Annotated in this window: 19 protein-coding genes and 2 pseudogenes; 16 read left to right on the top strand and 5 right to left on the bottom strand. The window is 58.7% G+C overall.

The genetic code is table 11. From position 1 onward, the window contains the following. Window positions 1-412: 412 nt before the first annotated feature. From I6F12_RS25510 to dctA, 4 genes are all read right to left on the bottom strand, one after another. Entirely contained in the window at window positions 413-799 is a 387-nt protein-coding gene (locus I6F12_RS25510; protein WP_225157498.1) for a response regulator, read from the bottom strand. Between the two features lie 87 nt (window positions 800-886). Continuing rightward, the gene (locus tag I6F12_RS25505; protein ID WP_225124682.1) at window positions 887-1,570 is read right to left on the bottom strand and encodes a response regulator transcription factor; all 684 of its coding nucleotides are present in this window, start codon (window positions 1,568-1,570) and stop codon (window positions 887-889) included. Continuing rightward, complete coding sequence (locus tag I6F12_RS25500) at window positions 1,567-4,239, bottom strand: PAS domain S-box protein (protein WP_225157497.1); 2,673 nt, start codon at window positions 4,237-4,239, stop codon at window positions 1,567-1,569. The genes I6F12_RS25505 and I6F12_RS25500 overlap by 4 nt, the downstream gene beginning before the upstream one ends. A gap of 723 nt (window positions 4,240-4,962) precedes the next feature. Further along, window positions 4,963-6,285: a C4-dicarboxylate transporter DctA gene (gene dctA / locus I6F12_RS25495; protein WP_225124680.1), complete on the bottom strand. Its 1,323-nt coding sequence runs from the start codon at window positions 6,283-6,285 to the stop codon at window positions 4,963-4,965. 1,083 nt (window positions 6,286-7,368) lie between these two features. On the opposite strand from dctA, the gene I6F12_RS25490 reads away from it, so the two are divergent. The 16 genes and pseudogenes from I6F12_RS25490 (at window position 7,369) to I6F12_RS25415 (ending at window position 23,563) form a co-directional block, all read left to right on the top strand. After that, window positions 7,369-8,049, top strand: coding sequence for a molybdenum ABC transporter permease (locus I6F12_RS25490; protein ID WP_225157506.1), 681 nt, complete (start codon window positions 7,369-7,371; stop codon window positions 8,047-8,049). Window positions 8,050-8,131: 82 nt separating this feature from the next. Beyond that, a pseudogene (locus I6F12_RS25485) lies at window positions 8,132-9,380 on the top strand (serine hydrolase domain-containing protein). A 793-nt stretch (window positions 9,381-10,173) separates the two neighbouring features. After that, window positions 10,174-11,274, top strand: a complete 1,101-nt coding sequence (locus tag I6F12_RS25480) for a hydrogenase small subunit (RefSeq protein WP_225157496.1) — start codon at window positions 10,174-10,176, stop codon at window positions 11,272-11,274. 12 nt (window positions 11,275-11,286) lie between these two features. Beyond that, complete coding sequence (locus tag I6F12_RS25475; protein WP_225157495.1) at window positions 11,287-13,077, top strand: nickel-dependent hydrogenase large subunit; 1,791 nt, start codon at window positions 11,287-11,289, stop codon at window positions 13,075-13,077. A 4-nt stretch (window positions 13,078-13,081) separates the two neighbouring features. Then, window positions 13,082-13,798, top strand: a complete 717-nt coding sequence (cybH, locus tag I6F12_RS25470) for a Ni/Fe-hydrogenase, b-type cytochrome subunit (protein ID WP_225157494.1) — start codon at window positions 13,082-13,084, stop codon at window positions 13,796-13,798. Window positions 13,799-13,809: 11 nt separating this feature from the next. Further along, window positions 13,810-14,394, top strand: coding sequence for a HyaD/HybD family hydrogenase maturation endopeptidase (locus tag I6F12_RS25465; protein WP_225157493.1), 585 nt, complete (start codon window positions 13,810-13,812; stop codon window positions 14,392-14,394). A gap of 16 nt (window positions 14,395-14,410) precedes the next feature. Then, on the top strand, window positions 14,411-14,701 hold the full coding sequence (locus I6F12_RS25460; protein ID WP_035999129.1) for a HypC/HybG/HupF family hydrogenase formation chaperone: 291 nt from the start codon (window positions 14,411-14,413) through the stop codon (window positions 14,699-14,701). Between the two features lie 617 nt (window positions 14,702-15,318). Continuing rightward, window positions 15,319-16,176: a hydrogenase expression/formation protein gene (locus tag I6F12_RS25455; RefSeq protein ID WP_225157492.1), complete on the top strand. Its 858-nt coding sequence runs from the start codon at window positions 15,319-15,321 to the stop codon at window positions 16,174-16,176. Between the two features lie 91 nt (window positions 16,177-16,267). After that, entirely contained in the window at window positions 16,268-17,359 is a 1,092-nt protein-coding gene (locus tag I6F12_RS25450) for a hypothetical protein (RefSeq protein ID WP_225157491.1), read from the top strand. After that, a complete protein-coding gene (hypA, locus tag I6F12_RS25445; protein WP_225124674.1) occupies window positions 17,352-17,693 on the top strand; it encodes a hydrogenase maturation nickel metallochaperone HypA in 342 nt (113 codons plus the stop codon). The genes I6F12_RS25450 and hypA overlap by 8 nt, the downstream gene beginning before the upstream one ends. A gap of 68 nt (window positions 17,694-17,761) precedes the next feature. Beyond that, on the top strand, window positions 17,762-18,640 hold the full coding sequence (gene hypB / locus I6F12_RS25440; protein ID WP_225124673.1) for a hydrogenase nickel incorporation protein HypB: 879 nt from the start codon (window positions 17,762-17,764) through the stop codon (window positions 18,638-18,640). Further along, complete coding sequence (gene hypF, locus I6F12_RS25435; RefSeq protein WP_225157490.1) at window positions 18,637-20,892, top strand: carbamoyltransferase HypF; 2,256 nt, start codon at window positions 18,637-18,639, stop codon at window positions 20,890-20,892. The genes hypB and hypF overlap by 4 nt, the downstream gene beginning before the upstream one ends. 1 nt (window position 20,893) lies before the next feature. Next, complete coding sequence (locus I6F12_RS25430; protein WP_225124671.1) at window positions 20,894-21,130, top strand: HypC/HybG/HupF family hydrogenase formation chaperone; 237 nt, start codon at window positions 20,894-20,896, stop codon at window positions 21,128-21,130. Then, window positions 21,127-22,269, top strand: a complete 1,143-nt coding sequence (gene hypD / locus I6F12_RS25425; protein WP_225157489.1) for a hydrogenase formation protein HypD — start codon at window positions 21,127-21,129, stop codon at window positions 22,267-22,269. The genes I6F12_RS25430 and hypD overlap by 4 nt, the downstream gene beginning before the upstream one ends. Beyond that, a complete protein-coding gene (hypE, locus tag I6F12_RS25420) occupies window positions 22,266-23,312 on the top strand; it encodes a hydrogenase expression/formation protein HypE (protein WP_225124669.1) in 1,047 nt (348 codons plus the stop codon). Before hypD ends, hypE begins: the two co-directional genes overlap by 4 nt. A gap of 5 nt (window positions 23,313-23,317) precedes the next feature. Continuing rightward, window positions 23,318-23,563: a DUF2285 domain-containing protein gene (locus I6F12_RS25415; protein WP_225124710.1), complete on the top strand. Its 246-nt coding sequence runs from the start codon at window positions 23,318-23,320 to the stop codon at window positions 23,561-23,563. A gap of 336 nt (window positions 23,564-23,899) precedes the next feature. On the opposite strand, the pseudogene I6F12_RS25410 reads toward I6F12_RS25415, so the two are convergent. Then, window positions 23,900-25,030: pseudogene (locus I6F12_RS25410) on the bottom strand (serine hydrolase domain-containing protein). Between the last annotated feature and the right edge of the window lie 163 nt (window positions 25,031-25,193).

Here is a 25,193-nt window from a genome sequence, read left to right as displayed (position 1 = left end):
GAAGAGGGATACCCAATACATGGGCCGCTGCTGAGCGAAGCTCCATTGTCATCGTCACCGCCGTGGGGCTGCACAGCCAATCTCGTGCTTGCCGGGCCATCTCGGCACTCTGCAATGGAATATATAGCCTCGCTCCAGATGGAGCTAAGAAGTGCTTTAGCGCAACGACGGCTCTGGGTCAGCGTTACGATGAGCGTTGGCGTGGAATCAGTCGAGTTGGCGTGCCAGCGTCTCTCGCAGGATAGTCTGTTCTGCAGCCTCCCATATCCGTAAAGCGTGGACGGGCAAGAAATTGCTGGCCGCTAGCATATTTACAGTAAGCCCGGGTTCGGACTGCGAAGACGTTGCAAGGTGGCGTGATTGTCGCCCACGAGCGTTTAGATCGGACATGAACTCAAGCTGCAGGTTGGAATCAGATATCGCCCCGGGCGCCACGTGCCTTCAGTGCGCTGTCGAGGCACTTAAGTAACTCTTGTCCGCCAAATGGTTTGGCGAGGAAGCCAATTGCTCCCGCGTCCAGGGCTGACGTGCGCACACGCTCGCTGGGAAAAGCGGTAATGAAAATGAAAGGTGCTTCGTAACCACGCGTCCGCATCTGTTCCAGCAGCTCCAGCCCGCTCATCGTCGACATCTGCACATCGGTAATGACACAGGATATCTCGTTCAATTGCGGCGACTGCAGGAGCGCCTCGGCCGAAGCAAATATCTGCACGAGGTAGCCACGCGATTTTAAGAGGTTCCCTGTCGCCGCACGGACTGAGGCGTCGTCGTCAACGACGGAAATCAAAGGCGTGGACAAGATGAGCCCTCCTGGCGCGGGAATAGCGGCTGCCAAAGCACTAGCCACCTTCGGCGAAAGATGGGCTGGAGAGATGAAGCTGTAAAATCATACTTGCGTTTGTTCAGGACGATTTGCACGAAGCCCCAGCGTCTCGCTCATTCTGATCAGCTCGGCGAGCGACCGGGCACGCATCTTTTTCATTACGTGACCCCGGTAGATCTTGACGGTAATCTCGGCGAGCCCAAGTTCGGCGGCTACCTGCTTGTTCATCAGGCCGGCCGTGACCAGTTTCATCACCCCCTGCTCTCGCGGGCTTAAGGTCTCAAATAAAGACTGCAGGTTCGCGACGGTTCGCTGAGCTTCCCGTCTTTTGCGATCGCGTTCGGTCGCCGCAACCACAGCATCAAGCAGTTCCTGATCGCGGAAGGGCTTGCTGAGAAAATCGACCGCACCTCCCTTCATGGCCCTGACGGTCATGGGAATGTCGCCATGACCGGTGATGAAAATGATCGGGATGTGTATGTTCAACCTGGCCAGCTCGGTCTGGTATTCGAGGCCGCTCAGGCCTGGCAGCCGGACATCAAGAACTAGACAGCTTGTGACGTCCGGAATTGTGCTCTGCAGCATTTCCCGGGCCGATCCGAACGCAACGACCTCCAATCCTACCTGTTTAAAAAGGTTAGTAAGCGAGCGGCGCACGGAGATGTCATCCTCAACGACAAAGACGATCGCCTTCGTCGAGGCCTCCGCACTGCTACCCTCACCTGGCGAGTCAAATGGTCCTGTCACTGGATGGCCTCCTTATGCACGGGCAGTACAAACTGGAAGGTCGCGCCCGGTTCATCTTTCTGAAGAAACGATAGCCGCCCTCCGTGAGCTTCCACGATAGAACGGCAGATCGAAAGTCCCATTCCAAGGCCACTCGACTTGGTGGTGAAGAAGGGATCCAAGACGTGGTCAGCGTCCTTCTCAGCGATCCCGACGCCGCAATCGGCCACGGCAAGCTGCACGCGCCCCAGATCGTCCTTGGATGATTGAATCAGAAGTTCGCGCGGCCGGTCTGTAATTGCGTCCATCGCCTCGATTCCGTTCATTACCAGATTGATGATCACCTGTTGTAGCTGAATTCGATCACCGAGGATCCTAGGCAGCACGGCCGTCAACTCAGTTCGCAACGTCACCCGGTGGCTCACCAGCTCTCGTGTTACCAGCGCAATGACGTCCCTGACGACATCATTAATGTCTAGCGGCACCATCTCAATCTCGCCTTTCTTCGCGAGTGCGCGAACACTACGGATCACCTCGCTTGCCCGGATCGCGTCTTCGATGATCCATTCCACTGAAGAGCGCGCTTCGGCAAGATCAGGAGCTTCGCGAGCCATCCATCCGAGGCACGCATCGGCGTTCGTGAGAATAGCGGCGAGTGGCTGGTTTATCTCGTGGGCGATGGAGGTTGTCAGTTCTCCTAACGTCGTTACACGCGTCACATGGGCAAGCTCCGCCTGTGCCTTTCGCAGGTCTTGTTCGGCCTGATCGGCGCGAATAATGGCTGTAATGTCAGTGCTGACGCCACGGTAGCCCAGAAAATTGCCGTTTCCGTCGAAGAAAGGTTTGCCACTCGTGCGGACGTAGATCGGAGATCCCATCCTATTCACTGTGCGGTAGACGAGATCCCGAAACGGCTGATGCGCCTGCAACGTCGCCCGATGCTGCCGCCACTTTTCGGGCTCGTCTTCGACGTCGCACGCGATCTCCCAGCGAAGCAGGTCTATCAATCCTGTGGCCAAAATTCCTGCAGTGCTGGTGTGCTCGGATAAGCGAGTGACCCGATGATCTGGACCGGTCTCCCAGAGCCAGTCGGAAGCTGTCTCGGCGTAGTCGCGAAAGCGCTGTTCGCTTTCGCGCAGCGCGACAAGTGTGTTTTCCAGGCGTTCCCTAGCTGCGTGTTGATCGGTGACATCCATATGTGTTCCAATCAGCTCGCTGATCTTACCATCGCTAGCGACGACAACATGCGCAACGGAGTGTATGCGCCTTATCCCGCCATCTGGCAGAAGAACACGGAAGTCATATTCGAACCGCTCCTGCTCCTTTTCTCTCGCCTGGCGCTGCACCTCCTGTAACCGCGGCAAGTCTTCCGGATGGATGCGCGAGCGAATGGTCTCTATCGATACCGGCTCTTGTGGGTTAAAGCCAAACAGTCGATCAACTTCCGCGGAGCGATACACGAAATCTAGACCATGGACGTCCCAGGACCAGCTGCCTGTGTGGGTGAGATGCTGGGCCTCGGCCAGATAGGCCTCGCTGCGACGCAACTGCTGTTCTGCTCTCCTCGCTGTCGTAATATCGGTAGCTGCCCCGACAAACTCGATTTCACCAGAAGCGGTTCTCGTGAGTCGTGCCTTCGCATGGATGTGCTTCACAGAGCCGTCTGGTAGCAGCAATCGATACTCGTGCTCGAAATCGCTCAAATCCCGCATCGCTCCATCGATAACCTGTTTAACCGAAGCCCGATCATCTGGGTGAGTGCGATCAACGACAAGCTGCGGCGAGGGAGTCGTTTGAGGATCTAATTGGAAAATCCGAAATGTCTCCTTTGACCAGAACGCCTCGCCGGTGGTGGCGTTCCAGCTGAAGCTGCCTGTATGACTCAACTCCTGCGCTTGAGCCAAATGCGCTTCGCTCCGCTGCAGGGCAAGTTCCGTCTGCTTTCGCTCCGTGACATCTTCGCAGGCGATAAGGACAATGGGCCGGTCGTCGGCCCAAAGCATGGCCTTGGCGTTTTCACGTACCCACAATACGGAGCCGTCCTTCCTGACTTTCTGGACGTCCCACGTGCGCGATTGTCCAATATCCTCAAGGCACGCCCGAATGCATTTGTGAACGAATGCGCGATCCTCCTCAAGAAATATGCAGAGCACGGAGTGGCCGATCAGTTCTGCAGGAGCATAGCCGAGTTGGGTCGCGCCGAATGTATTGACGTTAAGGACAGTGCCGGCTTCATCGACCATGAAGTACATGGCCGGATTGTGCTCGAAGATTGCTCGCCACCGTTTTTCACGATCCTCCAAATCCGCCGCACTCCGCTGAAGCTTGACCGCAGCCACACGCGCAGCCTCTCTTTCCTGGCGGAGCTTTCCGATCAAGTACGTTCCTACGATCGAGACAATAAAGAATGCGACAACCACTGGAAGATCGCGGGGGTCATCGATTTGTAGGCTGAACGCGGGCGGCGCAAAGTAGTATGCGAGAGCAGCGATTGCCATGATGCAAAGCGCGGATGACGCGATGAAGCTGCCCATCAACGAGAATAGCAAGACTACTAACAAATAGGCGAACGCCGTCGCGGCGAAATGGGCTTTAAGGTATACGCAACTCAATGTAACAGCGGCTAGCGTTATACCGCCGAAGGTCAACTGAGGGGCTGAACGTTTAAGACTGCTGATCTGGATAGACATTTTGAGACCGTCCGGCCTGTTCTCCGGCGGGAGAGCTATAGCATTCTAGGCAAAAATGGGGCAATCCTCGACGCTTGGATCGAGCGTGTCCGAGATTGATCACCTGCGGCCGAACTCAGCACGTGCGGGGAAAAAACGCATCATAAACGTACGTATAGTTGTCCTAAACTTTTCGATGAGGGGTCGCTGACCGTGCGGCAGTCGAAGCTGAAACGTCTGCTTTGCTCCCCTTGACGATGGCCTTACGGCAGTCGCTCGAGCCTGACGAGCAGAAATAAGCGGGCGAACCACTCATCTCGCCGGCACAGTCGGTCCTGCGGAGGAAAGCGCAACCGTCATGTGTTGAGACAGGAAGGCCAAGTTGCGCGAGTGCTACCTGGCGATTAGGCCATCAGCCTAGCTGCGGAGGTCGTCTCCAATTGGTTTCGGTGGGATCGAGCGCCGACATGACACCGAGCCGACGGTGCCGTGGGCGACTCGCCGCATTCCGGTGGACGGTCGCCTTGACCGGCAAAGAGGCGCCCTGAAGAAGCCCGCACTTCTTTGATCGCGTGCTTTTCAGGGGGAGCTGCCTGGCCGCGACGCGGGAGCAAGAGCTGTGCACTGGAGAGCGCACGAGAAAGTGCCGGCTTGCCTTAACTTGGCCTGGCCGATTCGAAGTACAAGAAGTGTGAATCTTGCATTCAATTCGGGTTCGGCTGGTGGCGGTTAAGATCCGGGGACCTACTTCATTGTGCTTGTAGGGTCGATAGTGGTCGAAACTGCGGGCTGGTTGAGCCGAGCCTGCAGCGTTCCGTGCTCTAGCTCGTCTTCCCACCAGGATACGAACACGGCCGCGATGCCATTGCCGATGATGTTGGTCAGGGCACGCACCTCGCTCATGAACTTGTCGATCGAAAACACGATTGCCATGCCCGGCACAAGCGCTGGGTTTACCACCGACAATGTCGCAGCGAGGGTGATGAAGCCAGCGCCGGTGACGCCGCTTGCTCCCTTCGACGTTAGCATTGCCACAAGCAAGATCGTCAGCTGCTGGTTAAAGGAGAGATCGACGCCGAGTGCCTGGGCAATGAACAATGTTGCAAGTGTCATATAGATGTTGGTGCCGTCGAGGTTGAAGGAATAGCCAGTTGGCACCACCAGTCCGACGACCGTCTTGGAGCAGCCCAGCCGCTCGAGCTTCTCCATCAATTGCGGCAGTGCGCTTTCGGAGGACGAAGTACCGAGCACGATCAGAATCTCGCCTTTGATATAGAGGAGGAACTTGAAAATTGAAAAGCCGACGAGGCGCGCGATCAGGCCGAGCACCACCACAACAAACAGCGCGGCAGTTGCGTAAAACAGCGCGATCAGGCCGATCAAATTACCGAGTGCTGCCGGCCCAAACTTGCCGACCGTGAACGCCATGGCGCCGAAGGCGCCGACCGGGGCGGCTTTCATTACAATAGCGATTACGCCGAACACTGCGTGCGCGACGTCGTCAATCATGCCGCGCAGCCGCTCCCCACGCTTTCCCAGAGCCATCAGAGAAAAGCCGAAAAGGATCGCGAACAGGAGAACCTGCAGAACATCCCCGCGAGCGAAGGCGCCGACCACGCTATCGGGAATGATGTTGAGAAAAAAGTCGACGGTCTTCGAAGCTTCCGCCTGCTTGACGTAATTGGCGACCGCCGCAGCATCCGGCTTGACCGCAAGGCCATGGCCGATTTGGACGAGATTGCCCATAACAAGGCCCAACAGCAAGGCAAAGCTGGAGACGATCTCGAAATAGAACAGCGCCTTGAGGCCGACGGATCCAACTTTCTTCGCATCCTGAATATGCGCAATACCAGATGTGACGGTGCAGAAAATAATCGGCGCGATCACCATCTTGATGAGCTTGATGAACCCGTCACCGAGAGCCTTAATCCAGTCGTTGGTGGCTAGAGATGGCCAGAGGCAGCCGACCACGGCGCCCATAAAGATCGCGATCAGCACCTGAACGTAGAGTATCTTATACCAAGCTTGCGACGCGCGTACAGGCGCCGCAGTTGCCATGGTGGTCATGACGCTTCCTTCCCGAATATACTCGAATGTGAGCCGCCGCGCTTCAGAGGCGGCAGCGTCATACGAGACTCATCATTTTAGCCGTGTCCGATTGAAGACGGTTCCGGGAGCCGGCGCGTCCTTCCAAAGGCAGGCGTGTTGTTACGTTGTCCATTCTCGTTAAGCAAGATATGCACCAGATGCCTAAACTGCGGCCGATTGATTAGTCGTGGACAAGTCGTCTGCCTGGGCGGCATTGGCTGAGTCGAGCGCGGACCGCATTCGCAAGGTCGAACAAAATAATTGCAGCGTAGCGCACATTGGCGGAGTTACGTCTCGACTGGGAGCCTTAGCGTGATCGATATGCACACAGTGCTGAGATCGATGCAACAACACGTGGCATCGGTAAAATCGATAGTTTGGATTGCACGCATTTGCCGGATGGAAGCGCGGCTTGGAAAACAAGATTGTTCGTAAAAGCCATTTGTCTCCAGGCCTGTGCTGACGATCCGCATTGGCCAGGGCGGTCACGAGGCCGGCTTCGCTCGCGGCCCCTCGCGCCTTTTGCGCCGTCGCAGAAGCAGCTTACAACGAGTTCTCGGCTATCCGTTCGTGTTGCCGCCAAACGGCGGGCTTCCTGCGGTCCGCTCCACTACCGGCGCGGCGAGCCGTCGACCAACCACACAGGCATCTCTTCGGCTGACAATTTCTAACGCTTCGTTGCAGGGCCGTCGCTGTCTGCTCGGAAACAAAGGTGCCGGAAACCTAACAGAGTGTTAGGTCCACTCCAAAGTGACGTCGCCGTCCACGCGAATTTCTCTCGCTGAGCATAGAGCTGCCACTGTTCGCACCCGGCACAGGAATTGCTGATGACAAATGAGAAGTTGCCGCCGTCGCATGAACCGAAGCGGACCTGCCACAGGAGTTGTCGATGAGGCTTGCGATGCCGCTCTTGCTCGCACAAACGAAGCGCGTGAATTTGGCGGCCGCCACGAGCTGCCGCGCGACCAACTGGCGATTCGCGCCACCGCGCTGCGTGAGCCGCACGTGCAGGCCATCACTGTCAGGATACGTCGGCCCGCGCTCCCTGGCGGGCTGACGCAGATGGATGTGGTTTGGGCAGAGATTTCGCAATCCCTTGCGCTCACGATTGAGCTCGCCAGCTTGACGACCGTGATCCTTCTCTTGATTGGTGTGCCCCTGGCTTGGTGGCTAGCGCGCTCAAAGACCTTTGCGGGCGAGGCGGTGGCCACGTTGATCGCCCTGCCGCTGGTGCTGCCGCCAACGGCTCTCGGCTTTTGCGTCCTCGTTTTGCTCGGCCCCCACGGACCGGGTGGCGTTCTCGCCTCTTTCTGGGGCGAGCGCACGCTGGCCTTTACTTTCGCCGGAATCGTGGTCGGATCGGTCCTCTCGGGGCTGCCGTTGGTCGTGCAGCCGATCCGTAACGCCTTTGTTGCGATAGGCGATTTCCCCTTGGAGACGACCGGGCGCGTTTCGCGGTTGTATGCCTTCATCGCCATCACCGCGCCACTGGCGCGATTGGAATTTGTTAAAGCCGCCGTGGTTGGTTTTTCTAATACGATCGGCACATTCGGCGTCGTGATGATGATCGGCGGCAATATTCCTGGGCGCACCAAGGTGTTGTCGGCCTACGTCGTAGACTACGTCCAAGCGTCGCGCTGGCGTGAGGCAAGTGTGGTTGCTGGTGGTATGGTGATGTTCGCCTTTGCGACAATCTTCACTTTGGCGCTCATCGACAGACACTGTGCCAGGAGGGGCACCTAATCGTCTTAGGACTGCCGCCCGACATCCGATAATGCGGGCGGCAGTCTTGCAAACTGGGCCCATCCATCCTTCCGAGGGTACAATGAACAAGCTTGCTATCGCCACGGCAGCCGCTGGATTCGCTCTCAATTCGGTGCACTCCGCGCCTCTGCCCGAAGCGGCGGCCGATGAGGTCGGCGTTTCTCAGCAGCGCCTTGCCAAGCTAGACGAGTTCTTCGCTCGCGAGATTGCAGCAAACGCGTGCCGGGCGCGGTGATTGCAATCGCGAGAGACGGCGAGCTGATTCACTACAAAGCGTACGGCCAACTCGACCCCGTAAAAGGAAGCCCATGCGGCTCGATGCGTCTTCGCGCTTGCTTCTATGACCAAACCGATGGTGGCCGTTGCTGGGCTCATCCTTATGGAGGAAGGTCGCCTTCCTCTACACGCCAAGCTTACGGATTACTACCCGGAATTCGAAAACATGAAGGTGGCAGTGCCACAGCATGACGGCTCATTGAAATTTCAAACGCAGAGTTCTGCGATCTACATCCACGATCTTTATCGCCACACATCCGGACTCACCTACGGTGCGCCCGACAGCTCAGACCAAGTGGCGCGTCTCTATCCCGGTTTCGCCGACCCGCCCCGAAGGGGCGATAAGCAGACTTTCATCGAAGCGATTGCCAAGCTGCCGCTAGCGCACCAACCGGGGACGGAATTCGAATACGGCTTCTCGGCCGATGTGCTGGGAGCTGTCATTGAACAGGTCAGCGAACAGCGATTGGGCGGCTATCTCACCCGCAATCTATGGAAGCCGATCAAAATGCAAGATGCCACTTTCCATTTGTCGGAATGGCAACGCGAGCGCCTCGCGCGTTCCATTTTCGGAGGACCCCCTGACGGGAAAGCCACAAGACATCGAACTCCTCGAAAGCCAGACGAAGTTTGACTGCGGGGGAGCATGCGCATTTGCGACAGTCGGTGACTACGTGCGCTTTGGACAAATGCTGCTCAACGGCGGGGAGCTCGATCGGCAGCGGATTCTTGGTCCGAGGACGGTGCGCCACATGATTTCCAACCACCTCGGGCCAGGGATCAAAAATAAAGTCGCCAATGTGGAAGCGCACCGTGCCGGCCTCGGCTTCGGGCTTGGAGTGGCTGTACGGCTAGCCGGGGGGCTTGCGGCGGTTCCAGGCAATCCAGGAGAGTTCACCTAGACCGGGGCCTACGGCACACAATTGTTCTGCGACCCAAAAGAGCGTCTGATCGCGGTGGTCGGAACGGCGGCGCCCGGGGAGTACTACCGCGAACAAGTCCAATATATCGTCTATGCCGCGATAATCCGATGATCCACTTTCCCCCGAAAGGTTCGATGATCCGTTTTGGGTAGCAGACAGACAGTGTTGCTAATACGGATCGATGTCGACTGAATGTAGGGGCCGTTGCCTTCTATCCGCGTCGGATGGATCGCACCAATGCTTCAAGACACGATCGCCTCCGCTATCGCGAAGAAGCTCCTGCAAGTGGGTGGGTGTCGCGATGCGCCAAGACGTCGCGCCGTGCCATCGATTGGCTTGTGCGATGAACGCTCCTAGATAATAACTTTAAACGTCGCGTCTCTTGCCCACAGCGCCGTAGCGATGACGTGCGAGGAGGCGCTTTTACCAAAGTCAGATCGAGTCGACCCAGCCCCCAAAGCAACGTCAGCGGCGCGCATCTCGGCTCGGTCCATTGCGGCGTCTCTTCCTCGCTCGACGGCCGCTTTTGGACGGCTGCAGTCGCGATCATGAGAGCTTGAACGCCTCGTTGGTCAGAAATCGGCAAGCCTGATTGGGAGCGCGCATTGCGGTGACCGTCAACTGCACCAATTCTATTCGACAATCGGGCTGACGAGTGTCGCGATTGTAGGTTAGTCTCCGTGCAGTGGTGAACCTTCATGCTGATTTGTTCAAGTGCTCACATCTCCGCAACTGAACCATTAGCATGACAGATCCATGGCAAAGCTACTGGCAGGTGGCCAGGTTCACAATTTCGCAAATCTCGGCGGTCGCTTGATGTCTTAAGGGTTTCGCTTCGCTGGCCTGGTTCTTGCTAAACCGCCAGCAATTCGTAACGGCCACGACTACTCACTTGGAAGGTTTCATGGCTGATGCAACGGAAACGTTCTACAGCGTGATCAGACGTCAGGGTATCACGCGCCGTAGTTTCCACAAATTCTGTACTGTGACGGCCGCGAGCTTGGGACTTGGTTCGCTCACCGCAAGCAGTATTGCCCAGGCCCTGGAAACCAAGCCGCGTGTGCCCGTCATCTGGTTGCACGGGCTCGAGTGTACCTGTTGCTCGGAAAGCTTTATCCGCTCGGGCCATCCCTTGATCAAAGACGCGCTGCTGTCGATGATTTCGCTCGACTACGACGATACGATCATGGCGGCGGCTGGACACCAGGCTGAGGCCATCCTGGAAGAAACTCGTGCCAAGTACAAAGGCAGGTATGTGCTCGCAGTCGAAGGCAATCCACCGTTGAAGGAGGGTGGCATGTTCTGCATTGACGGCGGCAAACCGTTCGTTGAAAAGCTCAGGTCGATGGCGGAAGAGGCCATGGCGGTTATCGCTTGGGGCACGTGTGCGTCCTGGGGATGCGTGCAAGCGGCCAAGCCCAATCCGACTGGCGCGGCGCCAATCGATAAGGTGCTCACCAACAAGCCCATCATCAAGGTGCCCGGGTGCCCTCCTATCGCAGAGATCATGAGTGGTCTCGTGACTTTCATCATCACATTCGGAAAGCTTCCAGAGCTCGATCGCCAAGGACGTCCGAGTATGTTTTATTCCGAGCGCATTCACGACAAGTGCTATCGGCGTTCCCATTTCGACGCTGGCCAATTCGTCGAAGCGTGGGACGATACGTACGCCCGCAAGGGCTATTGCCTGTACAAGATGGGCTGCAAGGGGCCAACCACCTACAATGCCTGTTCGGCCGTTCGGTGGAACGGCGGCGTTTCATTTCCCATTCAATCCGGCCACGGCTGCCTCGGCTGTTCCGAGGACGGCTTCTGGGACAAAGGGTCATTTTACGACCGACTTACAACCATCAAGCAGTTCGGCATTGAGGAGAACGCCGACAAGATCGGCATGGCCGCTGCCGGCGTGGTCGGGCTAACCGTCGCTGCCCATGCGGCGGTCACCGCCGTGAATCGGTGGACTCACAACCCGGATCGCGCGGCCGATAAAGGCAAACCGAGTTGAGGAGACACGACGGTGGCCGTCCAGACGCCGAATGGGTTCAGTCTCGATCGTTCCGGCAGGCGAATCGTCATCGATCCACTGACGCGGATCGAAGGCCACCTGCGCGTCGAAGCCAATCTCGATTCCGACAATGTAATCCGCAATGCGGTCTCAAGCGGGACGATGTGGCGTGGCATCGAAGTCATCCTGCGCGGGCGCGATCCGCGCGACGCCTGGGCGTTCACCGAGCGGATCTGCGGGGTCTGCACCGGCACCCATGCGCTCGCCTCCGTGCGCGCGGTTGAAAATGCCCTAGGAATTACGATTCCGGAGAATGCCAATTCGATCCGTAACATCATGCAGTTGTGCTTGCTCGTGCATGATCACCTCGTACATTTCTATCACTTGCATGCGTTGGATTGGGTCGACGTGGTTTCCGCGCTCAACGCCGATCCCAAGTCGACCTCCGCACTGGCGCAGTCTATCTCGCCCTGGCCGCTGTCATCCCCCGGCTATTTCAGAGATTTTCAGATCCGGCTCAACAAATTCTTCGGGTCAGGGCAACTCGGTCCGTTCAAGAATGGCTATTGGGGGCATCCAGCCTACAAGCTACCACCGGAAGCAAACCTGATGGCGGTAGCTCATTATATGGAAGCGCTCGACTTCCAGAAGGAGATCGTCAAGATCCAAGCTATCTATGGTGGCAAGAACCCGCATCCGAACTGGCTGGTCGGCGGCGTACCCTGCGCGATCAACATCGACGGAATCGGTGCGGTGGGCGCGATCAATATGGAACGACTGAATATCGTGTCCTCGATCGTCGCCCGCTCGATCGAGTTTGTCGAGCAGGTCTATCTACCCGACATTGCTGCAATCTGCTCGTTCTATAAGGACTGGCTCCACGGCGGTGGTCTTTCGAGCAAAAGCGTGATGTCCTATGGCGACATCCCCGAAAACGCCAATGACTGTTCTGCGAAAAGTCTCAAGCTGCCGCGCGGGGTCATTCTTAATGGCAATCTCAAGGAGATACTGCCGATCGACCATGGCGATCCCGAGCAGATCCAGGAATTCGTCGCGCATTCATGGTATAAATACCCCAACGATTGCGGTGGGCTGCATCCCTGGGACGGCATCACCGAGCCGAGCTTTGAACTTGGGCCAGAATTCAAGGGCAGCAAGACAGATATCAAGGAACTCGACGAAGGCAGCAAGTATTCCTGGATCAAAGCGCCGCGCTGGCGCGGCCACGCCGTCGAGGTCGGGCCGTTGGCGCGATACATCATTGGTTATGCGCAAGGCAAAGCCGAGTTCAAGGATCCCGCCGAGAGACTGCTCAAGGGGCTCAATCTCCCTCTGACTGCGCTGTTCTCGACGCTTGGCCGTACAGCGGCGCGGGCGCTCGAATGCCAGTGGGCGGCGCATCAGATGCGTTATTTTCAAGATAAGCTCGTAGTCCAGCTCAGGGCAGGCAATACGGCAACTGCCGACGTTAGCAGGTGGGACCCGGAAAGCTGGCGTAAGGAGGCCAAGGGTTACGGGTTCACTGAGGCGCCTCGCGGTGCACTCGGCCACTGGATCAAGATCAAGGACGCTAAGATCGACAATTATCAATGTGTCGTTCCGACGACGTGGAACGGATCTCCTCGGGATTCCAAAGGCAATATTGGCGCTTTTGAAGCTTCGCTGATCGGTACCCCGATGGCCGATCCGCAGCGGCCCCTGGAGATCTTGCGCACCATCCATTCCTTTGACCCGTGCTTGGCTTGCTCGACCCACGTGATGAGTCCTGAGGGCCAAGAAATGGCTTCAGTCAAAGTGCGTTAGGTCCATGCTGAATAGGGCTCGGAAGCTCCTCGCCGCCGACGATGCTGCACCGACTGATCGTAGCATTGGCCGTGGCGTCGCCTACGTTTATGCGCCGGTGCGACTGTGGCATTGGGCTAACGCGGCGGCCATTCTGGTACTAAGTTTAACCGGCTACCTTATTGGGACCGGCACACCAGCGATGAAGGGAGAGGCAAGCGGCAATTTCCTGTTCGGCTATATCCGCTTTGCCCATTTCTCGGCGGGATATGTGGCCAGCGTTGGCTTTCTTCTGCGCATCTACTGGGCCTTGATGGGAAATGCGCATGCCGTCCAGATCTTTTGCGTGCCGCTCTGGCGCGGGTGCTTCTGGCGGGAGGTGTATCAGGAGATACTCTGGTATGCGTTCCTTACAGGGGATCCTGACAGGCGCCCCGGGCACGATCGCCTTGCTCAGCTCGCAATGTTCTTCATGTTTACACAGACGATCACGTTCATGGTCGTCACTGGGTTTGCACTTTATGGGCAAGGTGCCGGTACTGACAGCTGGCAGTACAAGGTGTTCGGCTGGGTGTTTTCAATCTGGCCGAACAGTCAGGACGTCCACACCTTGCATCATCTCGGCCTGTGGGTCATCGTGATGTTCGCGCTGGTCCACATCTACGCGGTGATCCGGGAATACATCATATCGCGGCGCAGCTTCTTTTCCAAAAGATCGGCTGAGCGCGGGTTTGGCGATTGACCGGGAAGCGAATGCTCAACCCGAAAGACAAAAAACGGATCCTCGTGCTCGGCATCGGCAATATCCTGTGGGCCGATGAGGGCTTCGGCGTGCGAGTGGTCGAAGAGTTTCATAGCCGCTACGCCGTCGATAATAATGTCACCGTCCTCGATGGCGGTACCCAGGGACTCTACCTCGTCAGTTTTCTTGAACAGGCCGATTGCCTGGTCGTGTTCGATGCCATCGACTATGGATTGCCGCCCGGGCAGTTGGAGCTGGTACGAGATGGCGAAGTGCCAAAGTTTACTGGTGCCAAGAAAGTGAGCCTGCATCAGACCGGTTTTCAGGAGGTCTTGAGCGCGGCCGATTTTCTTGGCCGCCGCCCGCGAGAGCTCGCTCTCATCGGCTGTCAGCCATTGGACCTGGAGACTTTTGGCGGTCCTCTGACCGCGCCGGTGCGCTTTCAGATTGCGCCTGCGATTGAACTGGCTTGTAAGCTCCTAGCGCAGTGGGGCTCGCCGGCAAAACGGCGGGGAGCGCCGCTGCCTGCATCAGAACGGCTGTTGGCGAACAGCATCGACGATGCGAATTATGAGATGAGGGCGCAGCCCGTCTAGCGGCCTGCGACTGACAATGTGCCTTGGCCTGCCAATGACGATTGCCGAGACCGACGGTATCACGGCGCTGTGCGAGTATGGCAATGAACAGCGGCGCGTCTCGGTCATGCTGCTCGCCGATGTACCGGTCGGCGCCAAGGTGCTCGTTCATATCGACAGCGCGGTGCGGGTTTTGGACGACAATGAAGCAAGACTGATCTCGGAAGCACTTGTCGGGCTTGAGGCCAGCCTCAACGGCCAGGACATCGATCGATTCTTTGCGGACTTGATCGGTCACGAGCCACAATTGCCGGAGCACTTACGCTAGCCGTTCCGCTCGCTTGCGCCGACTGAAGGGATCTCACAGTTCGAATTCCAATCGCACGTAACGTTTGCCTGGAAAATATCAGGCGCTTCGCCGTTGGTCCGAGTGCGAGGCGCGGCCAGAGCATGATTGGCATGCGCCTTGCTAACCGCCTGCTAGCAGAAACGAACAACATGAGAAAGGCGTCTGATGAAATTGCAGCCGGCGCAGCATGGTTCGGCGCGACCCCCTCCGTCCGACGTGGAGGGCGTCAGCGTCGATGCGCGCCTAGCCGCGCACGCTCAAGTGGGGGTGACTGTGATGCCGCTGTCGGCGGCCGAGCTCCGGATCATCCAGCTCGCATTCTTCCTTCTTGAAGTTGTCAAGAGGTTTCGGCAAGGCACGCAAGGCGCAGTGGTTTTCCGCATCGTTAATGGCACACGAGTCGGCAGGCTCGGTCGACGTAGACCGTCGACGCCGAACCCATGCTCTAGGCACGATGAACTCTGCCTGATCGGCAAGAGATCGGGCCGTTTGCTTGCGATCAACCGCATCTCCGTACCGATCATTAGGGCACACGCCGCCAGCACTTGCGTCGGCAAGTGCATTGCCCCTCGATGCGGACAACGGAACCTCGTATCATGAAACCAGCGATCTCCGTTGTATCCGGCGGCGCCGACCGGGCCACGAGCGACCTTGCCACTGGCTCTGCAAGTCTCGATGTATTCCATACCGGCCCCATGAGTGCGCTCGCCGGCGGCGCCTGGCGCGATGCGGACGAGCGTGGAAGTAACTATCCGAACGCCACCTTGCTGTTAGCAAACGCCGCTGCTGCCGTTCGCGGTCAGAGAAGCGGTGCTCGGACACAACTGTACGGACTCGCAAATCTTAGCGATGGCGAACGCAAGTTGATCGACGAATTGCTCGGAGAAGGTGAGGTGGCCGGCGTCGTTGCGCTGCCAGATGGCTCTTTGGCGCAAATCCGGGAGTCTGTGCTTGCGGGAATCTGGCGCTTGCGCATCGGCACCGAGCCCGCGCATGAATATGTTGAGGTCGGGTCGATTCCGCAGATTGTTCGGCGTGCCGCAACTGACCTGACGTCCGCCGATCTTGTGATCGGCATGCCGCCGAATGGCGCGATGAACGTTCAACCGGTGCTGGCCGAAATACGCGAGCGGGCGAGGGTCTGGCGATTAGGCATGCACGCCCATGTCATCAATCTGACGTCACTGCCAATGAGCATTATGGATTTGGCATTCCTACAGCAAAGCTTGGGCAATGGACCGGTCCAACTCATGTTGCACGGCTACGGCACCTGCCGAGTGCAGGCGACCGGGATCAGGAATGTCTGGTCCGTGCAGTTCTTCAATTCTACGGACGACATCATCCTTGATACGCTGGAGATCGGCGGCGTGCCGATTGTTGCGTTGGCTGCCGATGAGGATTTCCAGGACTCAGCCGAGCGCATGCAGGAAATTATCGAGGCGTACTTCACATGAAGACGTCGGGCATTCGGCATCGGGTGGGATCCCGCAGACGGCGCATGCGCATGGACTATAGCTTGCGCGGGATGATGGCGGAGTGTTGCGCATGAGCCTTGTTGCCCGCAACAAAATCGATGTCCACATATTGCTAGCTGCCGACGTAGTCGCCTCGGTCGAGATCCTGCCGCGAGTCCGGCCACCGCTGGCGCGGGTGTTCGCCGGAAAGGAGCCCTCGACAGTGCTGACCGTGCTGCCGCGGCTTTTCGCGTTGTGTGTCGCTGCGCAGAAAACTGCATTATTGTCCGCCCTCGAGACGGCGCGCGACGAAGTGATCACCCGCGCAACAAGGCAGCAGCGGATTGCACTTATCGTTACTGAGCGCATCGCGGATTTGGCACGGAGCCTTTTTGTCGGACATCTTACGTTAGATGTCGCCAGTGCGGCAGCAATCCGCTCCCTGATGTCGGAACTGTCAGCGTTTGTCCGCTCCGCACAGCCAGCCTGGAGCTCCGCTCAACGCGAAGCAACCGCGCGGATTGTCGCTGCGCTGGCCGCGCTCGGTCTACATGAGGGGGAGGCGCTGAGGTCTGGTAGCCCGCTGGCGCTTCGCGTTGCGGCGCTTAATGACGTCGACGTGAAGTCAATCCCGGCGGGGCACTCATTCCTGTCTGTTGCTGACGACCTCAACATCACGAAACGGTTGCTCGGAGATGACTCGACGTTCTGCTATTGTCCCGATGTTGACGGACATGTGCCCGAGACGGGTCCATGGGCGCGCCAGGTCAGCCGGGATCGGCTCCCGCTGGGACCCTTCGGTGCGGCCGAGCGGCTGATGGCCAGAATTAATGAAATCCTCCGGCTATGTGCCTGGCTCAAGGCCGGCGCTCAGATTGGTGCCGCGGAGCATGGGATCATCGAAAGATATAAGCTAGGGCCGCGCCGTGCAGCGGCCGCGGTCGAATGCGCTAGGGGCCGTCTCTACCACGCGGTTGAACTCGATGCTCAGGGCCGAATATCCCGCTTCGAATTCCTTGCGCCGACGGAGTGGAATTTCCACCGGCGCGGACCGCTTGTACGGAACCTGCAAGGCGCGGTGCTGACGGCTCGAAGACGCGAAGATGCAGTTCATGCGGTGATTGCATCGCTCGATCCGTGCGTCGCGTTGACCCTCAACCTTAGCGAAGTTCGCGATGCATGAAATGGCGATTTGTCTTGGCATCATTCAGATCGTCGAGGAGAAGGTACACGAGCGATCCTCTTCGCGGGTGCGGAGCATCTGTCTGGAGATGGGAGCGCTGAGTCATGCGGCGCCTGAAGCGATCAGGTTCTGCTTTGCTGCCGCTGCAAGGCGGACCATTGCCGAGGGCGCGGCTCTTAACATCGTCGAACTGCCAGGCGTTGCCTGGTGCATGAGCTGTTCGAAGAGCGTCGAAATTACTCGGCGCGGTGAGTGCTGCCCTTGCTGCGGCAGCTATCACCTGCAGGTGACCGCGGGCGAACAGATGCGCGTGAAAGAGCTGGAGATCGATTGATGTGTACTGTTTGCGGCTGCCACCAAGGGACGCCGTCCACAAAACGCGCCGAGCCGAATGATGCGGAGATGCATGAGCGATCCCTTCAGGACGATCGAGATTGCCATTCTACCCTTCCACCGGGCGAGCGACGGCCGCCGCCGTCAAACCATCCTGGTGATAGCTATAATCGCTCTCCTCGCTCAGCCAATCACCAGCCGCATAACGCGCAGGCGCGTCCGAGCGGCGTCGATCCGCCTGATTTGAGGGGCTGTGGCAAGAGCACAAAGCGGCTCGTTGAGATTGAGCGCGATATTCTGGACAAGAATAATGGAATTGCGGCGAACAATCGCGCGCTCTTCGTAGCCGATGACCTGCTTGTATTTAATCTATTGTCCAGCCCCGGTGCTGGCAAAACGACACTGCTCGTCCGCGCGGTGTCCGAGCTCAAGCGCAGCCGGTGGGTCGGGGTCATCGAAGGGGACCAGCAGACCTCGAACGATGCCAAACGTATTCAGGCCGCCGGCGTCCCAGCCGTTCAAATCAATACCGGCAAGAATTGTCATCTCGACGCTGCAATGATCGGCGAGGCTTATCGCTGCCTGCCGCTGCTCTCGGGCGGTATTCTCTTCATCGAGAACGTGGGTAATCTGATCTGTCCCGCTGCCTTCGATCTTGGCGAAACCTGCAAAATCGTAGTGTTCTCGATTACTGAAGGTGAAGACAAGCCGCTCAAATATCCTGATGTGTTTGCCGCTTCGTCGCTCATGGTGATTAACAAGATTGATCTAGCGTCGCTGCTCGAATTCGATGTGGACAAGGCCATCGAATACGCCAGACGGGTCAACCCAAAGATCGACGTGATTGTAGTTTCGGCTCGGACTGGCGAAGGCTTTGCCGCGCTCTACGCCTGGATCGATAGACAGGCGGGCCGTCAGAGGCACGCGTTCGAGGACAAAGGGCAATGAGCGCCGCAGCCACCTGCGACGGAACACGGCTGCGCGTGGTCGTGAGTGGGGCAGTGCAGGGGGTCGGCTTTCGTCCTTACGTCTATGGACTTGCCGTTCGGTACGGATTGGCGGGGTTTGTCATCAATGGCCCTGAGGGGGTTATCATCGAGGTTGAGGGCCACCGCGCCTCGGAGTTTGTCGCCACGTTGCCGCTCGAGGCGCCTCCATTGGCACGCATAGTCGACATCTGCGTTCGCGAGACTACGGCGCTCGCAGCGAAGGGCTTTTCGATCGGTGCGAGCGAAGCCGGCAAATTGTCAACGCAGATCGTCGCTGACGCCGCGGTCTGCCAGCAATGCCTCAAAGAGCTATTCGATCCAGAAAATCGGCATTACCTCTACCCCTTCATCAGTTGCTGCCATTGCGGCCCACGCTACACCATCGCCGAACGGCTTCCGTACGATCGCCGCAACACTGTGATGAGGGCTTTTAGTTTGTGCGCCGCGTGCGCGGCTGACTATGCCGATCCGGCAAGCCGCAGGTTTCACGCGGAGGCGATCGCGTGCCCAGCATGCGGTCCTCGGCTCAGCCATGGGATCAGCGATATTGTCGCGGCAATCGCGCGGGGGCAGATCGTGGCGATAAAGGGGCTGGGCGGATACCAGCTTCTTTGCGATGCGCGTAATCAGGATGCCGTGCAGCGTTTGCGCAGGAGAAAGCACCGCCTTCAGAAGCCGTTCGCGGTTTTGGTCGACTCCGTCGAGCGCGTCAGCGAGATCGCGGAGGCGAACGCGCCCGAGCTAGCGCTGCTAAAATCCGTAGCACGTCCCATCGTCCTCCTGCCATCGCGCAACAATCTGGCGCCCGCCATAGCACCTGGTTTATCGCGAGTTGGTATCATGCTGCCCGTAGTGCCGCTGCATCACCTCATCTTCCATGCGCTTCGCTCGCCAGGTGCACGTGCGGGGTCTAGCCCGGTCATGGTGGCCACCAGTGCCAATCTTTGCGGCGAACCGCTCCTGATTGACAACGCGCAGGCGCTGCGGCGGCTCAAGGGAATCGCCGATCTTGTCGTGACCCATGATCGCGATATCTTGACGCGTGCTGATGATTCCGTGGTTTCGGTGGTGGCTGGCCGGCCGCAATTCGTTCGTCGTGCCCGTGGCTATGTTCCCGAGCCGATCCGGCTTGCGAGATCCGTCCCGCCCGTGCTCGCCGTCGGCGGCGAACTGAAATCGACCGTCACCATCACCCGGGACAACCAAGCGTTCGTCTCTCAGCATATTGGCGATCTAAATACGGCCGAAGGCATCCGTGCGTTCGAGAAGACGATCCGACACCTCACATCGAGCCTTGACGTGGAACCTGTCGCTTTCGCCCATGATCTGCATCCCCATATGGCTTCTACCCGCTTTGCGCAAGCAAATGCTCGCGCGCTGATCGCGGTCCAGCATCACCACGCACACGCTGCCGCAGTGATCGCCGAGCATGGGCATGTGGGACCAGCGCTTGCCCTGGTGCTCGATGGCCATGGCTTCGGCTCCGACGGCGGTAACTGGGGTGGCGAACTATTGTTGTGCGAAGGGACGTGGTCCCGTCGCATCGGGCACTTAGCGCCTCTGCAGATGCCTGGTGGAGATCGTGCAGCCCGCGAGCCGTGGCGTATGGCGAGCTCAGTCTTACACGGGCTCGGCAGGGGCAACGAAATCGGGCAGCGTTTTGCGGCACAACGGCAAGCCGCGTATGTGTCGGACTTGCTCGATCAGCCGGGCGGGATCACCACGACCAGTGCGGGACGGTTGTTCGACGCGGCAGCGGCGCTGCTCGGGATTGGGCATTTGCAGAGCTATGAGGGCGAAGCAGCGATGAAGCTCGAAGCGCTGGTGCGGCGGGCAGCGATTCTCGAAGCCGGCTGGACGATCGATGGCGGCGTGCTGTCGCTTCATCCGCTATTTTCGCGGTTGATTGCTGATGACATTGACGCCGCAGGCGGAGCCGGGCTGTTTCATGGCACTTTCGTCGCCGCCTGCGTCGACTGGGTCACGTGCGCCGCGCGGACAACCGGCGTCAACACCGTCGTTCTGAGCGGGGGCTGCTTCCTGAACGCGGTGCTCGCGGACGAGATCCCGCGCGGTTGCAGCGCTGCCGGTCTTACACCGTTGGTGCCGCGGCGGCTGCCGCCCAGTGATGGCGGTTTGAGCCTTGGCCAAGCCTGGATTGCCGCTCTACAGATTGCTCAACAGTCGTCCGCCGGGAGAGGATCTGCCTGACATGTGTCTTTCGGTTCCGGCGAGGATCGCGAAAATTCTACCCAACGACGTGGCTCTCGTGTCGATCGACGGCATCAGCCTGGAGATATCGATTGCCCTCGTCGACGAGCTCGATGTCGGCGATTACGTCCTCGTCCATGTCGGCTACGCGCTCGCCAAGATCGATCCGACAGAAGCCAAACGCACGCTGGAGCTCCTGCAGGAGCTAGGCAGCGCCGCGCAGGAACGCCGGTCATGAAATATTCTGATGAATTTCGCGACAAGATCATCGCGCAGGGACTTGCGCGTGCGATTGACGCTGAGGTGAGTTCGCAAAGAGCCTATCGGTTCATGGAATTTTGCGGCGGACACACTCATGCGATCTCCCGCTATGGCCTCGAGGATCTGCTGCCCGCGAACGTCCGGATGATCCACGGGCCCGGTTGTCCCGTCTGCGTTCTGCCCGCAAGCCGAATCGACATGGCGATCCGGCTCGTCGACCGACCAGAGGTCACTCTCTGCGTCTACGGCGACTTGATGCGCGCGCCCGGGTCGCAAGGACAGTCCCTGTTGCGAGCCAAAGCGCTGGGCGCTGACATTCGGATGGTTTACTCGACGCTCGACGCTATCCGGCTCGCCGAACAGATGCCGGGCCGCGAGGTGGTCTTCTTTGCCATCGGATTTGAGACCACGACACCCCCAACGGCGAACATGATCCGGATTGCCGAGAGCAAGCGGATGGAGGGCCTGAGCGTGTTCTGCAATCACGTGCTTACACCCTCTGCGATGCACAGCATTCTCGAGAACCCGAAGATCCGCAACACCGGTGGCGTCCCAATTGACGGCTTCATCGGGCCTGCACATGTCAGCACCATTATCGGTACGCAGCCTTACGAGCCGCTGGCAGAACAGTTCGAGAAGCCGATCGTGGTTGCGGGATTTGAGCCCCTCGACGTGCTGCAAGCTATATTGATGCTGGTGCGGCAAGTGAATCAACACCGCTATGAGGTAGAAAACCAATACAGCCGTGCAGTGACACGCGAAGGCAATCGGCGCGCCAAGGGCGAGGTGTCGCAGGTATTCGAACTGCGTGATCAGTTTGAATGGCGGGGGCTTGGACTCGTACCCAACAGCGGACTGAAGCTGAAGCGGTCTTATGCAAAATTCGACGCCGAGACACGTTTTGCGACCCGCGACATGCCTGTCGCAGACAATCCGGCGTGCGAGTGCTGTGCGATCCTGCGTGGCGCCAAACGGCCGGTCGATTGCAAGTTGTTTGGAAACATCTGCACGCCGGAAACGCCGATAGGAGCCTGCATGGTGTCATCAGAAGGGGCTTGTGCGGCGTATTGGACCTATGGCCGAGTTCGCGATGAACAGGTGAGGCAGAGGTCATGAGCGTGAAATCCTATCCACGCAAGCTCGACGTAAAGAACGGGCGCGTTGAACTTTCCCACGGATCCGGGGGCCGTGCCATGGCACAGCTGATCTCCGACCTTTTTCACCAAGCCTTCGGTAATGAATGGCTCGCCCGCTGCAATGATCAGTCGGCGTTTGACGTTTCGGCAGGCAGGATGGTGATGACGACCGACGGCTATGTGGTTTCACCACTGTTCTTTCCCGGCGGCAATATCGGGTCATTGGCTGTGCACGGCACGATTAATGATGTCGCGATGTCTGGTGCGCGTCCCCTCTATCTGTCAGCCAGCTTTATCATCGAGGAGGGTTTCCGGTTTTCGGATCTGAAGACGATCGCGGATTCGATGGGCGCGGCAGCACGCGGGGCCGGCGTTTACATCATTGCCGGGGACACCAAGGTCGTCGAGCGCGGCAAGGCAGACGGTCTGTTCATCTCTGTGGCCGGGATCGGGCTTGTGGCCGATGGGCTGGATCTGTCCGCCGACAAGGTAAGGGTCGGGGATCGTGTGCTGGTGTCCGGAAGCCTCGGCGACCATGGGGTGGCGATCATGTCAAAACGTCAGAACGTCGCTTTTCAAACCGAAATCGTCTCGGACTCAGCAGCGTTGCATCATCTCGTAGCGGTCATGATTGCCGCCGGCGGTGGCGGCATCCGGGTGATGCGCGACCCCACGCGCGGCGGGCTCGCTGCGACTCTCAACGAGATTGCGCATCAATCCGACCTCGGGTTCCATTTGCAGGAATCAACCATTCCGGTGAAGCCTGCGGTTGCGGCTGCCTGCGAACTTCTTGGACTAGAGCCGATCCATGTCGCCAACGAGGGCAAGCTCGTTGCGATCGTCGCGCCTGATGCGGCCGATGCCGTACTTGCTGCCATGAAGGCGCACCCGCTCGGGTCCGATGCAGCTGATATTGGCGAGGCGGTGGCTGACGATCACAAATTTGTGCAGATAACCACCTGTTTCGGCGGCCGACGCCTCGTCGACTGGCTGTGGGGCGAACAATTGCCTAGGATCTGTTGAACAGGGTGCGCACTCTGCGGCTGACGGCGTTTCAGAAACGTCCACTGATACAGCTCCTTCACGCCTTCGACGTCCACGACCTCGGCGGTGGCCCGCAAGACGTGGCAGCGAAGGTGCTCGCCTCCGACCACGCCCACCGTCCTTCGGTCGAGTGGAAGGACTCGCATGCCCGTCGCAAGGCTAACCGGCTCATTCATGATTCCACCGCCCTGGTCGAGCGCGGTTATCTGAAACTTCTACGCGGCGTGTGAACGGCCCCAATCCCCAAAGCCATCGTCCCGGTAAATTAACCCGCGCCCGCTGGTAGCGACTGGCTTCCCATGGTTGCGACCCTGTTCCTCGAGAAGGCGCTCGATCGGCGCAACGCTGATCGTGCACGGCCGCAACTCGCACGAGCAGCAACCGAATCCGCCTAACTGCCGCCGACTCCCATACAGCCAGCCTCAGCAGCGGAAGAGGCCGACCGGAAGGTCGTCGCCCACAGAACGAGCGTAACTCTCGAGAGCGAGCCTGTGGCTGCCAACTGGCTGCCACAGGGATGAACCACGACTTCACGGGAGGTCCGGCGAGAAGTTCGCAAGTTGGATTCAGGCTACAGCTCTTCTAGTATTGCCGTATACAGTAGTCTCGAACTGAAGATAGCTTCCGACCGAAGGTTGGGTCGGCAAAGGGCAAGATCTGTGTTGCCCGGTAGCCGCCAATCCCATTTCAGCGGTCGATCCAATAGCAAAGGTTGGCGCGACCGGCCTAGGTGAGCGCAGCAGCGAGGCGCCCCGTAACGGCATCCTGCTCATTGACCATAAACGTGAGAGCCCAACCCTTCGGCATTCCCGGGAAGAACTCGGCATAATTCGACAGATTTGGGATGACGCTTGGCAGGCCTTGATCTTCATGCTGGCAGGCAAGCCGTTTCTGGCCGCCATCTCGACTGTCTCCTTCTTGAGGACGCGCCGCACGAGCCCTGTCCGTCGTTCAACCACATACGGATGAACTTGGCACAATCCAGGGCCGTCGAGTAGAGGCCGTGCCCTCCCATGTGGACCTCGGGGTCCTGCGGAAGAATGAAATCGGCAAGCGCCGTGAGATTTCCGTCATCGTCCCGCTGGAATGGGTCATGGTGAACGCCGAGTCCTCCATACCGAGGGGCTCGAAGATGCGCTCGTTCATGACCTCTCCGAGTCGCTTGCCGGTGATCGCTTCGACCACCTGACCGGCTCAGTCGATGTTGGAGCCGTACTCCCACTTCTCGCCGGGTCCGAACAAGCGATGCGGTGATAACGCTGGGTTGGCCATGCTCCTGAGCGAGCCGGTTGTAGGTCTCGTTAAAGAAATTGTAGCCACGCCCGCTGTGTGGAGCAGCAGCATGCGCGTCGTGACGTTGCGGTTCGGCGGACGCAGCTTGGGGTTGCCACTGTCATCGAAAGCCCTCGATCACCTGCAGCTTGCCGATGGCCGGCGCATAGGTCTTTGCCGGAGCGTCGAGGTCGAGCTTGCCTTCCACCAGTTGCAGGCACGCCGTCCCGGTGATCGCTTTGGTGGTCGAGAAGATCGCAAAGACGCTATCGGTCGTCATCTCCTGGCCGCCGCCGAGCTGCCGCTTCCCCGCGGCTCCTTCATGGATGTTTTCCGTGCCGATCGGTTGTCACTGCCACCACGGCGGGAACGCCAGGCGCTGAATTGACCGTCCTCTTCAGCACGTCATCGCAAGCCGATTTCAAGTCCGTCGTTCTGCTTTCCTCCTCATGTTGGCATTACCGTCGGCGTCGCCGGAGAGGGCTCTGCGAAATTTCGCCCTCGCTGCGTGTGTCAATCGGCAAAGGATGTCTATGATCGGTGATTTTCAATATCGCAGCGGCTTTGAGGACTGTTCAGGCTAGGGTG

Origin of the sequence: Bradyrhizobium sp. IC4059, from assembly GCF_020193615.1 — a bacterium.
GTDB lineage: Bacteria > Pseudomonadota > Alphaproteobacteria > Rhizobiales > Xanthobacteraceae > Bradyrhizobium > Bradyrhizobium yuanmingense.
This window is presented reverse-complemented; position numbering and strand designations above follow the sequence as displayed.